The 16,141-nt window shown below is 43.7% G+C and carries 8 protein-coding genes; 2 read left to right on the top strand and 6 right to left on the bottom strand.

Translation table 11 applies throughout. The annotated features are described in order from the left end of the window. The first annotated feature begins 105 nt into the window (after positions 1-105). Positions 106-4,134: a two-component regulator propeller domain-containing protein gene (locus WKT20_RS15755; protein WP_340417686.1), complete on the top strand. Its 4,029-nt coding sequence runs from the start codon at positions 106-108 to the stop codon at positions 4,132-4,134. Between the two features lie 69 nt (positions 4,135-4,203). Here WKT20_RS15755 and WKT20_RS15750 read toward each other — a convergent pair whose 3' ends face one another. The 6 genes from WKT20_RS15750 to trpS all read right to left on the bottom strand — a co-directional run bounded on the left by WKT20_RS15750 (position 4,204) and on the right by trpS (position 12,745). Next, positions 4,204-5,355, bottom strand: coding sequence for a glycoside hydrolase family 43 protein (locus WKT20_RS15750; RefSeq protein ID WP_118163940.1), 1,152 nt, complete (start codon positions 5,353-5,355; stop codon positions 4,204-4,206). Between the two features lie 40 nt (positions 5,356-5,395). After that, positions 5,396-6,388: a glycoside hydrolase family 43 protein gene (locus WKT20_RS15745; RefSeq protein WP_340417685.1), complete on the bottom strand. Its 993-nt coding sequence runs from the start codon at positions 6,386-6,388 to the stop codon at positions 5,396-5,398. A 126-nt stretch (positions 6,389-6,514) separates the two neighbouring features. Then, positions 6,515-8,824: a DUF2264 domain-containing protein gene (locus tag WKT20_RS15740; protein ID WP_340417684.1), complete on the bottom strand. Its 2,310-nt coding sequence runs from the start codon at positions 8,822-8,824 to the stop codon at positions 6,515-6,517. 15 nt (positions 8,825-8,839) lie between these two features. Beyond that, positions 8,840-10,117, bottom strand: a complete 1,278-nt coding sequence (locus WKT20_RS15735) for a BNR repeat-containing protein (protein WP_340417683.1) — start codon at positions 10,115-10,117, stop codon at positions 8,840-8,842. 236 nt (positions 10,118-10,353) lie between these two features. Further along, entirely contained in the window at positions 10,354-11,646 is a 1,293-nt protein-coding gene (locus WKT20_RS15730) for a UDP-N-acetylmuramoyl-tripeptide--D-alanyl-D-alanine ligase (RefSeq protein WP_340417682.1), read from the bottom strand. Positions 11,647-11,650: 4 nt separating this feature from the next. After that, complete coding sequence (trpS, locus tag WKT20_RS15725) at positions 11,651-12,745, bottom strand: tryptophan--tRNA ligase (RefSeq protein WP_007559732.1); 1,095 nt, start codon at positions 12,743-12,745, stop codon at positions 11,651-11,653. 155 nt (positions 12,746-12,900) lie between these two features. Here trpS and carB point away from each other — a divergent pair, with 155 nt between their 5' ends. Continuing rightward, positions 12,901-16,125 carry a carbamoyl-phosphate synthase (glutamine-hydrolyzing) large subunit gene (gene carB / locus WKT20_RS15720; protein ID WP_118163929.1) on the top strand — a complete coding sequence of 1,075 codons (3,225 nt, stop codon included), beginning with the start codon at positions 12,901-12,903 and terminating at the stop codon, positions 16,123-16,125. Positions 16,126-16,141 lie beyond the last annotated feature (16 nt).

Here is a 16,141-nt window from a genome sequence, read left to right as displayed (position 1 = left end):
AGCATAAAAAATTCGTCTGTTTTTATTTCTAGGTACATATTTTTCTATTCTCTCAAATTCTCAATCTAAAGAGTTTATTGTATTTTTGCCTAAAAATCGCAAGCCATGAAAAACTGCATTGTTCTATTTCTTTTCTTGTTCGGATGGTACTACTCTATCCTTTCACAACCTCAATATACCTTCAAGCGATTAACAATGTCCGACGGCATGGCCAGTAATTATATTGTCGATATTATTCAAGACAAACAAGGGTATATATGGATGGCCTCAGAATCCGGACTCTGCAAATTCGATGGAAAGGATTTTACAATATATAATATAGGAAACTCAGCTATTGGAAGCAATGCACAAAATGTATTATACTACAATGAAGCAGACAACACCGTATGGGTAGGAACTCAACGCGATGGTATTAGCATTTTTGATTGTGAAAAGCAAACTTTCATCACCAATGGCGTTCCTGATATGATTACCAGAGACGTCACAGACTTAAGCCCTGCAGCCGATGGAGGTATTTGGATTACCCATTATCACCTAGGCATAGATTATTATGACAATAAGACTAAAGAAGTAACTCATTATTGGGCAAAAGATATTAAAGGATTGTCAGGAAATTTCTGGTGCGCAACCGACGATGGAAAAGGTCATCTTTACGTAGGTCTTCATAAAGGAGGGCTGGCTGTTATAGATATTCAGAAACAAACCGCAAAAGTCTACCAACACAATCCGGAAGACCCATATAGCTTACCTAATAATACCGTACGCTGCATATTCATTAGCAAAACCAACGCTATTTGGATTGGTACAGACAAAGGACTGGCACTATTCAACCCTCATAAAGAACAATTTATCACCTTTCAGAACCAACAAGAAAATCCCAACTCACTCTTATCTAATCAAATCAATGATATAGGCGAAAGCAGAGACGGGAAATTGTGGGTATGCGCCCACATGGGAGGAGTAAGCATACTCGACCTCAATGACAACGTATTCACAAGTCCCGAAAACATGCATTTTCAGAATATACGGGTCACCAATGACCTGCATGGCATCTCATCTCCTAATGCCAAATGTTTCTTGCAAGATTCATTCGGAAATATTTGGTTAGGAAATTACCGAGGAGGTGTAGATTTTCTCAGCTATAACCAACCTGTATTCCAGACATTAGCATATAATACATTAAGAGATGGTGCTTTGACAGACAAACAGGTATGGGGACTTGCTATTGACAATAAATCACGCATTTGGTTAGGAGGAGAAAATGAGATTGCTGTATTCAGTGCAGACATGAAACTTCAAAAAATCTTGTCATTGACAGCCAAAGCCAGTCCACATACTCATGCTTCCGTTATTTTTAAAGATAAAAAAGGAACTATTTGGCTAGGATTATATAAAGACGGGATATTAACATGTAACCCCTACACAGAAGAAATTACCCGAATAGAAATGGAAGACAAAAGAGCAGACATTTGCTGCTTTTATGAGGAAAATAATAAAATATGGATTGGTACACAAAATGGACTGTATTCATATGAAAATGGAAAAATCGTTGAAGAAAAAGAAATAAACGAACAACTTCCAGACATCATGATACACGGTATCCAGCGAGATCGTCAAGGGAAACTATGGCTGGGCACATTTGGCAAAGGGCTTATTGTATTTTCACCAGAAGGGAAGCGAATTATGCGTTTCGACACTTCCAATGGTATGGAATCAAATGCAGTCAATGCATTATACATTGATTCAGAAGGAAACTTATGGGCTGCCACACGCGCTGGTATCGTACATATCAGTGACACCAGTAACCCAACACTAGAAATATACAATCATAAGCAAGGGCTAATTGATGAAAATGTAAGAAGTCTCATAGAAGACGAAAAAGGAAACATCTGGCTCGGCACCAACGGAGGAATTGCTCAATGGAAAAGTGACGAAAAAAGATTTCTAAACTATACCTGGCACCAAGGAGTACCCAGAGGGGACTTCATGGATGGCTCAGTATGCAAGGATAAAAATGGGTATTTGTTTTTTGGCTCACAGAATGGAGCCTGCTACTTTAACCCAGAGCAAACCACAGAAGACATACAGATAGCTCCCGTAAGAATTACAGCAGTCAAAAGTTATAGCAACTCAGATCCAAGTAGTAAAGGAACTCTTGTCCCAATTGTAGATGACAAGGTCGATTTATCTTACCAAAATAGTACTTTTACAGTCTCTTTCAGTGTGATGGACTTCTCACAAACCCCTCAGGTAGAATATGCCTACACCATGGAAGGATTAGGTAAAACATGGTTTGAAACAGGCGATGAAAACCGGATTACATTCCGGAACCTACAGCCTGGAGAATATACATTTAAGGTAAAAACCAAAATGAGAAACCAGACATGGGGCGAGAAGTTTACTTCTCTCCAGATTACAATTGCCCCTCCTATCTGGCTTACCTGGTATGCTAAACTATTTTATACGATTTTCATTGCCCTTATACTGTTTGCAATCTTGCGCTTCTACAAGCGTAAACTGGCACTGGAAAGTCGTTTGAATCTGGAACATCACCAGCACGAGAATGATCAGAAGCAAAATAATGAACGCCTGCGTTTCTATACTAACATCACTCATGAATTACGCACTCCTCTAACCCTGATTCTCGGACCACTAGAGGACTTACTGGCTGACAAAACGCTGTCTCCACGACAGGCCAATAAGATCAGTATTATACGTGACAGTGCCAACCGGTTACTGAACCTTATTAATCAGATTCTGGAATTTAGAAAAACGGAGACAGAAAACAGAAAGCTAAAGGTAGGTTATCATAATCTGGCACTACTGGTACAAGAAATAGGTATCAAATATAAAGAATTAAACCAGAATGCGGAAGTAAATATTCACATCAATGTAGAAGCGCAAGATACCAAGATTTATTATGACCACGAGATTATCACTATTATTATCGATAATCTGATGTCGAATGCCTTAAAATATACTCCCAAAGGCGATATAACACTTGCCTTGGCAAGCAATGAGGAGAACGGGGTTAAATATACAACTATCAGTGTGGAAGACACCGGACATGGTATCTCCCAAGAGTCTTTGAATCATATCTTTGAACGATATTATCAAGGACAAGGGAAATATCAGGCTTCGGGGTCAGGTATTGGCCTGGCACTGGTAAAATCACTGGCAGATTTGCATCAGGCAACCATTGAAGTGGAAAGTGAGGTGGAAAAAGGAAGTAAGTTTACATTAAAACTACTTACAGAGAACACTTATCCTAATGCAGAACGCCAGGTTACTAAAGAAGTTCATAAAGCTGAAGACGAAAACAAACAACCTGCTTCTGTAGAATCAGAAGATGGGAAACCGATTATTCTGGTCGTGGAAGACAATCGGGATATCCGCGAATATGTACGAAGTTCGTTTGAAGAAATGTATGAAGTCTTGACGGCTGCAGATGGAAAAGAAGGATGGGATATTGCACAAAGCCAGATTCCGAATATCATCATCAGCGACATCATGATGCCGGTGATGGACGGAATTGAACTATGTCGTCATATCAAAGAAGATATGCGTACCAGCCACATCCCAGTCATCTTGCTTACAGCTAAAGATACTCTTCAAGATAAGGAAGAGGGTTATGCCGCAGGAGCCGATTCGTTTATTACCAAACCGTTCAGTGCCCGTTTGCTGAACAGCCGCATCAACAACATTCTGGTAAACAGACGTAAAACGGCAGGAGTAATCACTTCCATACCCGAAACGGAAAGTGAACAGAAGAACATTGAGAATGAACGAAAGAACTTAAACAAACTAGACCAAGAGTTCTTGGATAAGGTAACCGCCATCATCGAAGAGAACCTGAGTATGGAGAAAATGGATGTAGCGTTTATTGCGGATAAGATGTGTATGAGCCATTCTACTCTTTACCGAAAGATTAAAGGACTGACTGAAATGTCGGTCAATGAATATGTCCGTAAAATCAAGATGAAGAAAGGTATGGAACTTATCAATGAAGGGAAGTATTCCTTAGCTGAGATTTCGGATTTGACAGGTTTCAGTAGTGTAGCTTATTTCCGCCAATGTTTTAAAGATGAATACGGAATGGCACCCACTGAGTATTTGAAGAGAAAACAAAACTAATATATCTCTTAGCAATATAAAACAATAAATGCCTGTCTGAACAATCCAGACAGGCATTTATTATTCTTATTATTTCTTATTGAAGAAATCAAGTGTCCAGCTATCCATCCACTCGATATAAGGTATCCCATTTTCAAACTGTACGGGCAACCAGATATAACGGGCATCACTCGGATGCTTAGGCCGCCAGATATCTGCCATAAAGATAAAGGCGTCTTTCTTTCCCGGTACCGGAAGTACATACGTACTCTGTCCACCAAAAGTGATTTCCGATTTTTCTCCACGACAAGGATTTGGATGTTGTGTCCAAGGTCCCCAGATGCTAGGAGCAGAGAACATGCGTGCCTCATTCGGATCCCATCCTGTACAGCCAGAAGTAATCATCCAGTATGTACCGTCACTCTTCTTGAATATGGCTGGAGCTTCATTGTGTCCGGCTGGAGCCATACGCACATACTTACCTGTATGAGTCAGGTAGTCATCACTCAATTCTGCAATCTGTAGTGTCAGATTATCTTCTGACGAGTAAATATGATAGGCTTTTCCATCTTCATCAACAAAAAGCTGCATATCACGTGCCATTTGTCCTCCTTGCAGGTCGCGTTTCACAAACAAACCTTTGTGAATAGCTTCATACCACATCGGTGTCCACCATTCCTTATACTTCTCTGCATCCAATGTATCCAGCATGGCACGCTGTGTTTCATTCATATCAAAAGGAAGCACTCCCGGATTAATACGTTCCGAACGAATATACTTGAATGGCCCGGTAGGAGAATCAGAGACGGCCACCGCTGAACGGGCTGCTGCATAGCCTTTTCCTTTCAATTCCAAATGGAACCACATGACAAACTTCTTCGTCTTTTCATTATAGATTACTTTTGGACGTTCCATTACACATCCCTGTACAATGTCACTGGTAGAATCGTTCAACACTACTGGTAAAACGGCTCCTTCGTTGTTCCAGTCAGTCAGGTTCTTTGAAGAGTAACACATAATTCCCACCATGGCACTGCTGGTAGAGTCGGATTTATTCTCACCATACCAGTAATAAGTACCATCATGATACAATACACCACCTCCGTGAGCATTTACATGTACTCCCTGATTGTCAGGCCAGATTTCACCACTACGAATTTCTTTAGGAGGTTCGGCCGTACATGCCGCCACTCCCCAACAAAAACAAATACTTCCTAAAAGATTAATGAATCTATTTCTCATGGATTGATATAAATTTAAATTAAACGATAAGTTCATTCTGCTATGGTTTATACTCTTTCCCGACCGCCAGTTTATCACCCGATAAGTCCACTTCAAACAAATGAGGAACACGAATATATACTCCATTCACATCTTTATGGCTATGTACAGACATCAGCCATTTTCCTTCCAAAGTTTGAAACAACATACCGTGACCAAAGTCGGGAGGTGTTATAGGCTTCGATTCTTGTATCCAAGGTCCGTCTAAAGTACCACTTTCCGAATAGGCTACTCCCTGAGTATATACATTATAAATCCAGCTTGTCCATATCATTCCCAAACGTCCCTTAGCCGTGCGAAACAGATAGGGACCATCCGTCACTTTATTGGGAACTTCCTTTCCGTCCTGCAATTCACGACTCCAGGGGCACTCACTGGCCCGAAATAATAGTTTACCTTCTCCAATGGAACCACCCAAATCTGATTTTAATTCAATCTTTTCAATGGTACCATCCCAATTCTGCAGCCACTCATAACAATACACCATATAAGGCTTTCCATCAGTATCCACCCAAAATGTCCCATCCAGGGTTGGCTTATCTGCCGGCAAATAAGTAGCATCCAGCATCGGACGATAAGGTCCATCTGGTTTGTCACTGACCAACACATGAGAAGCCCTGCGCTCTATCACATTTCCTTTTACGGTATCTATCTTTACGGCGGTATTCGTGAAGGTAGCAAAATAATAATATTTGTCTTTATAATGGTGAAGTTCAGCAGCCCATATCATTGGCTTTGGGCCCATCCATGAATGAGGGTCTGTTTGAGCTACATCGTAAGGTCCATCCCAAAGTTTCAAGTCCTTGCTTTTCCATAATTTTCCACCTGTACCTGTCATATAGTACATTTGTGTCTGTGTATCTGCCAGAATGCAAGGATCACTCAAACGAATAGAATCCAGTGGAAGCAATTTTTTAGCAAGTGACTGTGCATTTACGGTATGAAGCGACAAGCAAACAAACCATAAAAAAGACAATAACCCCGTTTTTCTCATACTATAAAAAATCAGATAAAATGAAGTATTCAAAACCATATAGCACTTGCGGCCAGGCTCTTATGAGAACACCCAAAGAGTCTGGTCGCAGTTCATAATCCCTTATTTACAAAGTTCAATAATTCCTTAAAACAAATCCCACGTACGGATTTCATCTTTCCAATGATGGTCCTTCGGGAAAGGTTTTTCACCCCATGCACGTACGCTGGTCCATTCCTGTGGTGCATCAGTCCAGAAAGGATGAGAAGCCGGAAGTCCCAGTGGCAAAAATGCCAGAGAAGTCATATACAAACTTCCGTTGTTGGTATACCAGTCGGCTACATTCGGCTGACGTCCGGTAAATCCGATGGTCAAGAAACCACCTTCATTAAAATTGTGTCCACTGGCAAACATACGTTTCATCACCGCAGTCAATGCACAGCGTACCTGAGCATTAGTCACTCCCGCAGGCAGTTCCTGATACCATGCCATCAGAGCCAAAGGTTGCATAACTGCCATACGGTAAGGAATGGAGCGACCGAATACAGGGAAAGTTCCTTCCGGAGAAATGAAACGCTCCAGAATCAGACTATATTTCTGGGCACGCTTCAATGCGCGGTCATAATACTTTCCATAATCTATCCGGCTACGTACTTTTGCATCCTTCATAGCCTGAAGGGTTTCAAGATACATCGGATGGAACACGTAACTGCTGTAATAATCGAATGCAAAAGAAGGACCATCGGCATACCAGCCATCTCCCGTGTACCATTCTTCTACCTTACGGATGGCTGAATTCACACGATATTCATCGAATGAAGCTCCTGCTTTTGCCAGGAAACTTTCTATCGTAGATGAGAACAACAGCCAGTTGGTATAAGGAGGATCTATACGACGTAACTGCTGAAATTCTTCTATATAACGCTTTTTAGTGGTTTCATCCAAGGGTTTCCACAACTGATCGTAAGCACGAAGAAAGCTTTCTGCCACGTAAGCGCCATCCACCAGAGTCTGGCCCTCCTGTCTCCACAACAAATAGTCCGGACTTTGCGGGTCTACAGCATTCGCATAGCTCTTCAAAGCCATCTCACGAAGTTCCTTACGTATCTTTCCTTCTTCCGTATCATCATCCGGCAGCGTCAGCCAAGGAGCGATACCCGCCATCAAGCGACCGAACGTTTCCATATAAGCCACCTTTTTGTTTCGGCCATCCCATGTGAGACTAACTTCCAGCTGCATATTCTTCTGCAACTCTCCTTTTGCCATGTTGCTCAATACCGGATAAGCCATCTGATAAGCCAGCTTGCACCAGTAGGCACGATCTGTAGTTTGAGGTGCTTCCAAGTAACGAACATACTCACAAGCAGCCAACAAGAAGGCTCCCACTCCAAAATTAGCGGTAGACTTTGCATTAATTACTTGTCCGGGGATTGCTTTTTCACCGATAGGCTGTACATAACCTACCGTTCCATCTTTCTGAAGCGCTTTCTTTGACAAATAGTTCCATGCCTTCTGCACCACCGGCATATATATATCTTTTTCCAAATACCCATTGTTGATACCCCATAAAAATCCGTATGTAAACAGTGCCGTACCGCTGGTTTCCGGTCCTGGTGCAAATTCCGGATCCATCATACTGCGTGTCCAGTAACCTTCAGGCTGCTGGATAGCTGCCACGGCTTTAGCCATCTTCTGAAATTTATCCACAAAGAACTGATGATGCTTGTATTCTACCGGCAAATCCTTCAACACTTTAGCCAGTCCGGCCAATACCCATGCATCACCTCTGGCCCAGAAATCCTTCTTACCATTGACTGTCTTGTGCTTCGGATAGATGTATTTTGCATCACGATAATAAAGATTCTCATCTTTATCGAACATAATGCTATCAGAATAAATCAGATATTCATACAATTTATCCAAGTATTTCGCATTATGAGTAACCTTATAGAGTTTTGTCATTACCGGCATTGCCATATACAACGCATCACTCCACCACCAGTAATCATGCTGCGGGGTACTCATCTGATATTCCATAACCTCACGCGCACGTTTGATTTTCTTATCATCCGGAGCTAAATTGTACAAATCGGTATAAGTCTGGAAACAAATCTGGTAGTCACCAAAAAGAACATACTCATCCGACTCTCCGTAAGAATATTTCCATTCCGCACGGTTATCACTCTTCGCTCCCTTCCACTGGTTGTAGTTTGCCCAGGTTTCAGAATAAGCACGATAAGTCTCGTTTCCAGTCAGAAAATAGGCTTCCATATTTCCCGTATGATATACGGCATTATCCCAGAACGAACGAACCTCCGGCAGATTTTCTGCCTGCCAATGCTGATTTACCTTATCAATCATCTTCCGGACCTCAACAGCCTCGGAATCTCTGGCCCCAACCGACATCGGCAATACTCCGACAGCGCAGGCCAGCAACAATTTAAATACCTGTTTCATAGTTTTATTTTGAGATTAATTTATTTCCAATACGTACACAGGGGTTGCTTCTGAAGCCTTAATTTTTTCCCCGTCTCCCTGATGCGTTTCCTGCACAAATACATGCAGTTTCTGATGTGTTTTCCACAACTCCGTATCATAGCTGGGTTCCCAGGCATCTACAGAAAAATCGGTCAGGTCTTTCACCTGCCATTTGCCCGACTTTACATCGTCTGTATAGGCCATAGATACTTTACTGCCACGTTCTGCATCACGGAACACAAAATAAGCCTTACCTTTATCTACTGCAATACGTGGTCGTGAAATCGGAATCATTTTGGTGCCTCCGCCTTTTAGAGAAAATCCTTGCGAACGATTCATAATCTGACGGTTCTGCCATCCTTTCCCGTCGTTCCATACCAACCGATATTGAGGGACCTCACTGTCTGCATCTCTCCAGTAGGTCACAATATAAGGATGTCCTTCCGCATCAGTACTCATACTGGTCTGATTTATCAGTTCACTGTTTTGAGGAATGCGGCAAGCATATTCTGCATTGTCCTTACAAATAGGTAAGGTATATTTTTCACCTGTCGATTTATACCATGTCTTTCCCTCATCTGGAGAATATGCATAACAAAGGTCATGATTTGTTTCTACCATCCAGGTTTCACGCCATACCCACGACAAGTGAATCACTCCAGCATTATCCATATAAAGTTGCCAGTAGGCATTTCGCTGATTTTCTCCGTCAATCAACACATCCTGCACACGTGTCCATTTCCGACTCTTCAAGTCATAACGGTTTAATACCAGATTGCCTCTTCCGGAAGCCCCAGAACGATACACAAACAGCAAATCGCCATCAGGCATCCGATAAAACTCCGGATACGTGACATCGTCTTCATCCTTACCGGTCATCGCTTCTTTTTCTCCCAGCGTCAAAGCACCGGGTTCCGTACTCTTGCAATAGTTTAATTTGTTTCCATGATGGTCGAAAGAAAGATGCAAATAACCGTCCCCATCCACCATCATACTGATGACATTATGCGCATCGGCTACATTTCCCTTATACAGACTACGCTGTAACGTCCAGTCAGTAGTTTCCAATGCACGTTTACCTACGGTCAAATATCCATCGGCATCATAATAAGATATATATTGCACATCCCCATCCGTTACCAGAGAACTGTTACGGAATACAGTCGTATTGACGGAAGTAGAACTATATCCGTCACCCACCTTTACGAGTTGTTGTGCTGAAATTTCACTCCAAACAAGAAGTCCTATGAGAAATAAATAAATGCGCTTCATAGTTTATCCATTAAGTTTCTTTGGCAAAAATAGGATTTTCATATAAAAGGAAGTACGAAAATTTCGTCAAGGAGGGATAAAAAACGGGCAAGGGAAACTGAATGGACAAATTACACCTTATTTTGACAGAATCGTCACCAGTTCTGATACAAATGTCTAGGACACATACACAAAAAAACAGTCCGTATTCAAAGACTCTCTCTCAATACGGACTGTTTCGCAAAAAATAATATTTCTTACAGACAAGCTGGAAGTTCACTCAACTTCATACTATTGGAGCCCTTTATCAGCACGCAACAATGCTGAACCGGATGAGCGGCCAGCATAGCTTCTACCTCCTTCACGTTCTCATAATGTTCAAACGAAGCAGAGAGCCCGGCAAACTCCGGCCCAACCAGAATCACGCGTTCAAACTGACATTCGTTCAGGAAGTCCACTACTTTCTGATGCTCTTCCCGACTTCCTTCACCCAGTTCTTTCATATCGCCCAAGATAGCCACCTTATGCTCGGCTTCCATCTGGCGGAAATTTACCAACGCCGCCATCATACTGGTTGGGTTGGCATTATACGCATCCACAATGAGTGTATTGGACTCTGTCTGAACCAGCTGTGAACGATTGTTCTGAGGCACATAAGAGGAAAGCGCATGACAGATTTGTGTATCTTCCACGCCGAAATAACGACCAATAGCAACCGCAGCCAATGCATTATCCAGGTTGTAGGCACCTATCAGGTGTGTTTTCACCTCGTGTGACGCACCTCCAGCCGTCCAACCCAAATGCAAGAACGGAGAACAAGAAAGCACTGTTCCACTCACATCCAGCCCCGAAGTCTGTCCGTAACGGACACAATTCAGTCCTTCCGCAATTTTATTCAAATGAGGATTCTCATTCTGAATGAAAATGGTGGCATTTCCTTTTTCCCGAAGATAGTCATACAGTTCTCCTTTGGTGCGGATGACTCCTTCAAAAGAGCCGAATCCTTCCAGATGCGCCTTTCCCACATTGGTAATGATACCGCAATCAGGCTCAGCAATATGAACCAGCGTCTTGATTTCACCCGTATGATTGGCTCCCATTTCAATGACAGCCACCTCATGTTCCGGCTTCAGGCGCAACAATGTCAAGGGCACGCCAATATGGTTATTGAAATTTCCCTGTGTATAGAGCACATTGAATTTCTCTTTCAATACGGCCGCAATCAGTTCCTTCGTAGTGGTCTTCCCATTAGTACCGGTTACTCCTACCATACGAGTTCCCAACTTACGACGATGGTAATTGGCCAGTTGCTGTAACGTCTGAAGGCAATTTTCCACCAGCAAGATACGTGGATTCTCCGGTGATGCATACTGTGGTTCATCGACCACAGCATAACGGCATCCCTGCGTCAGCGACTGTGCCGCAAACGCATTGCCATTAAATGTTTCTCCTTTCAGGGCCAGAAACATAGAACCCTCCGGACAATGACGGCTGTCGGTCGTCAGTCCGTTACACTCCGTAAACCGGCTGTATAGTTCTTCAATATCCATATTCTTATTGTTCTGAGAAGCGCTTTGCCTGCTCTTCAATCAATGCCGCATCTTCAAAATAGTTGATTTTCATGGCACGGCGCACTTCATCCATGGTCTGAGCGGCAGCTTCACGAGCCACTTCACACCCTTTCTTCAACATATCATATACGGCAGGAATGTCTTTTTCAAATTCCTTACGACGTGTACGGATCGGTTCCAACACCTCTTCCATCACAGCTCCCAGGAACTTCTTCACCTTCATATCACCCAATCCACCGCGAGTGTAATGTGCTTTCAGCTCGTCCAGGTTAGCATATTCCGGCAAATAACGTCCAAAATGTTCTGTCTGGCAGAAAGCATCCAGGTAAGTGAACACACAGTTACCTTCCAGTTTACCCGGATCGCTTACCTTGATATGTGTCGGGTCAGTATACATGCTTTTCACTTTCTTCAATACCTCATCTGCCGAATCAGACAAATAGATACAGTTGCCCAGCGACTTACTCATCTTCGCCTTTCCGTCCGTACCCGGCAAACGCAGACATGCCGCATTATCCGGAAGAAGGATTTCCGGTTCTACCAGTGTTTCGCCATAGATATGGTTGAAACGGCGTACAATCTCACGTGTCTGTTCAATCATCGGTTCCTGGTCTTCTCCCACCGGAACAGTAGTTGCCTTGAATGCCGCAATATCGGCAGCCTGGCTGATAGGATAAGTGAAGAAACCTACCGGAATACTTGTTTCGAAGTTACGCATCTGGATTTCAGTCTTCACCGTAGGATTACGCTGCAAGCGCGATACGGTTACCAAATCCATAAAATAGAAGCTCAATTCATAGAGTTCCGGAATCTGTGACTGAATAAAGATGGTTGACTTTGCAGGATCAAGTCCGGCAGCCAAGTAATCCAAAGCCACTTCAATCACGTTCTGACGTACTTTCTCTGGGTTCTCAATGTTATCCGTCAAAGCCTGTCCGTCGGCTTCGAACACAAATATCTTATCATACAAACCCGAATTCTGCAATTCCACACGTCGGCGCAATGAACCTACATAGTGGCCGATATGTAATTTTCCGGTCGGACGGTCACCGGTCAAGATAATCTTTTCCTTTTTCATAATATAAGCTATTGTTCATTTTTAAATTGCAGCAAAGATATATAAATCCTTTGTTTTCTTCAAAATAAATCGTTTCTTTGCAAGAGGTCTCAACAGACAACCATCTGCCTGACAGGGACTACCTTTAACGATACCACAACAAATTATCTATAACCATGAAGAAAGAACTCAAAAAAGTCCTGGTTCTCGGATCAGGCGCACTGAAAATCGGGCAAGCCGGAGAATTCGACTACTCAGGTTCACAAGCACTGAAAGCCTTACGCGAAGAAGGCATCCGCTCGGTACTTATCAACCCTAATATTGCTACTATTCAAACTTCGGAAGGAATTGCCGACCAAGTGTATTTCCTGCCCGTTACACCTTATTTTGTAACTGAGATTATTAAGAAAGAACATCCGGACGGCATTCTGCTGGCCTTTGGAGGACAAACGGCCCTGAACTGCGGTACGGAGCTTTACCAGAAAGGTATATTGAAAGAATACGGTGTGGAAGTATTAGGAACTTCCGTAGACGCCATTATGTATACAGAAGACCGCGACCTCTTTGTCAAAAAGTTGAACGAGAAATCTCTGAAAACTCCGGTCAGCCGTGCGGTAGAAAACATGAAAGACGCACTGGAAGCAGCACGTACCATCGGCTACCCGGTGATGATCCGTTCGGCTTACGCATTAGGAGGATTGGGAAGCGGTATCTGCCCCGATGAAGAAAAATTCATCGAACTGGCTGAAAGTGCCTTTACCTTCTCTCCACAGATTCTGGTGGAAGAATCACTGAAAGGCTGGAAAGAAATTGAATTCGAAGTGATTCGCGATGCCAACGACCACTGTTTCACCGTGGCCAGCATGGAAAACTTCGACCCGCTGGGTATTCATACCGGTGAATCTATCGTAGTGGCTCCAACCTGCTCACTAAGCGAAGAACAGGTAACCATGTTGCAGGATTTGTCCAAGCAATGTATCCGTCATTTGAACATTGTGGGTGAATGTAACATTCAGTATGCGTTCAATGCGGAAACCAACGACTACCGTATCATCGAGGTAAATGCCCGCCTGAGCCGTTCTTCTGCACTGGCTTCTAAAGCAACCGGTTATCCGCTGGCTTTCGTAGCTGCCAAGATTGCCTTGGGCTATACTTTGGATGAAATCGGAGAAATGGGTACACCGAACTCTGCTTACGTAGCTCCGCAACTGGATTACCTGATTTGCAAGATTCCGCGTTGGGACCTCAACAAGTTTGCCGGAGTTTCTCACCGCATCGGTTCAAGCATGAAGTCTGTGGGTGAAATCATGTCTATCGGACGCACGTTTGAAGAAATCATCCAGAAAGGTCTGCGTATGATTGGACAGGGCATGCACGGATTTGTGGGCAATGACCACACCCGCTTCACCAACCTGGATGATGAACTGGCCAATCCGACTGACCTGCGTATCTTTGCCATTGCACAGGCACTGGAAGAAGGTTACTCTATCGAACGCATCTATGAACTGACCAAGATTGACCCGTGGTTTATCGGCAAACTGAAAAATATTGTAGACTACAAGCATAAACTGTCAACCTACAACTCGCTTGAAGAACTTCCGGCAGAGGTACTTCGTGAAGCCAAAGTGATGGGATTCTCTGACTTCCAGATTGCCCGCTTCGTACTGAAGCCTCAGCAGGGTAACATGGAAAAGGAAAATCTGGCCGTTCGTTCTTACCGTAAGAAATTAGGTATCCTTCCGGCCGTGAAACGCATCAATACCGTAGCTTCCGAACATCCGGAACTGACCAACTACTTGTACATGACGTATGCCGTAGAAGGATACGATGTGAATTATTACAAGAATGAAAAGTCAGTCATCGTGCTGGGTTCAGGAGCTTACCGCATCGGTTCATCTGTAGAATTTGACTGGTGTTCGGTAAATGCCATCCAGACAGCCCGTAAGTTAGGCTACAAGTCCATCATGATCAACTACAATCCGGAAACGGTTTCTACTGACTACGACGTGTGCGACCGTCTGTACTTCGATGAATTGTCATTCGAACGCGTTCTCGACGTGATTGATTTGGAACAGCCGCGCGGTGTCATCGTTTCCGTAGGTGGTCAGATTCCGAACAACCTGGCCATGAAACTTTACCGTCAGGCTGTACCGGTACTCGGTACTTCCCCGATTTCTATTGACCATGCTGAAAACCGCAACAAGTTCTCGGCCATGCTTGACCAGTTGGGCATCGACCAGCCGGCTTGGCAGGAACTGACCAGCCTGGACGATGTGAAGGACTTTGTCAAGAAAGTGGGTTATCCGGTACTGGTTCGTCCGTCATACGTACTGAGTGGTGCAGCCATGAACGTATGCTACGACCAGGAAGAACTGGAACGCTTCCTGCAAATGGCCAGCGAGGTATCAAAAGAATATCCGGTAGTTGTATCGCAATTCATGCAGGAAACCAAGGAAATAGAATTCGATGCTGTGGCACAGAACGGTGAAATCGTAGAATATGCTATTTCAGAACACATCGAATTTGCCGGTGTACACTCTGGTGATGCAACACTTGTCTTCCCGGCACAGCACATCTATTTTGCTACTGCCCGCCAGATTAAGAAAATCAGCCGCAAGATTGCCAAAGAACTCAATATCTCCGGTCCGTTCAACATCCAGTTCCTGGCCAAGAACAACGATGTGAAAGTAATCGAATGTAATCTGCGTGCTTCACGTAGCTTCCCGTTCGTATCAAAAGTATTGAAACGCAACTTTATCGAAACGGCTACCCGTATCATGCTGGATGCTCCTTACGTACGTCCTGACAAGCTGGCGTTTGACATCGACTGGATTGGGGTAAAAGCTTCTCAGTTCTCATTCGCCCGTCTGCAGAATGCCGACCCGGTACTGGGAGTAGACATGTCATCTACCGGTGAAGTAGGTTGCTTGGGAGACGACTTCGATGAAGCCTTGCTGAATGCCTTGACTGCAACCGGCTACAAGATTCCGAAACAGTCCGTTCTGTTCTCTTCCGGTGCTACTAAGTCAAAAGTCGATTTGCTGGATGCCAGCCAGATGCTTCACCAGAAAGGATACAACATCTATGCTACAGCTGGTACAGCTGCCTTCCTGAACTCTCACGGCATCACCACCACTCCGGTGTTCTGGCCGGATGAACGTCCGAATGCAGAAAACAATGTGATGAAGATGATTGCGGAACATAAGTTCGACTTGATTGTCAACATCCCGAAAAACCACACCAAACGGGAACTGACCAACGGTTACCGCATCCGTCGTGGGGCCATCGACCACAACATTCCGCTGATTACCAACGCCCGCCTGGCCAAAGCATTCATTGAAGCATTCTGCCACATGAGCCAGAATGAAATCCAGATCAAGAGCTGGCAGGAATATAAATAAGGTATACCAAAGGTAG

This window comes from Phocaeicola sp. ICN-14070 (assembly GCF_037892625.1).
GTDB lineage: Bacteria > Bacteroidota > Bacteroidia > Bacteroidales > Bacteroidaceae > Phocaeicola > Phocaeicola plebeius.
Note: the sequence above shows the minus strand (reverse complement) of the source record. Positions and strands in the feature narration are given on the sequence as shown.

Bases quoted from the DNA above. Each gene is read 5' to 3' on its own strand.
- WKT20_RS15755 (WP_340417686.1), top strand. From the start codon at position 106: ATGAAAAACTGCATTGTTCTATTTCTTTTCTTGTTCGGATGGTACTAC.
- WKT20_RS15750 (WP_118163940.1), bottom strand. From the start codon at position 5,355: ATGAGAAATAGATTCATTAATCTTTTAGGAAGTATTTGTTTTTGTTGG.
- WKT20_RS15745 (WP_340417685.1), bottom strand. From the start codon at position 6,388: ATGAGAAAAACGGGGTTATTGTCTTTTTTATGGTTTGTTTGCTTGTCG.
- WKT20_RS15740 (WP_340417684.1), bottom strand. From the start codon at position 8,824: ATGAAACAGGTATTTAAATTGTTGCTGGCCTGCGCTGTCGGAGTATTG.
- WKT20_RS15735 (WP_340417683.1), bottom strand. From the start codon at position 10,117: ATGAAGCGCATTTATTTATTTCTCATAGGACTTCTTGTTTGGAGTGAA.
- WKT20_RS15730 (WP_340417682.1), bottom strand. From the start codon at position 11,646: ATGGATATTGAAGAACTATACAGCCGGTTTACGGAGTGTAACGGACTG.
- trpS (WP_007559732.1), bottom strand. From the start codon at position 12,745: ATGAAAAAGGAAAAGATTATCTTGACCGGTGACCGTCCGACCGGAAAA.
- carB (WP_118163929.1), top strand. From the start codon at position 12,901: ATGAAGAAAGAACTCAAAAAAGTCCTGGTTCTCGGATCAGGCGCACTG.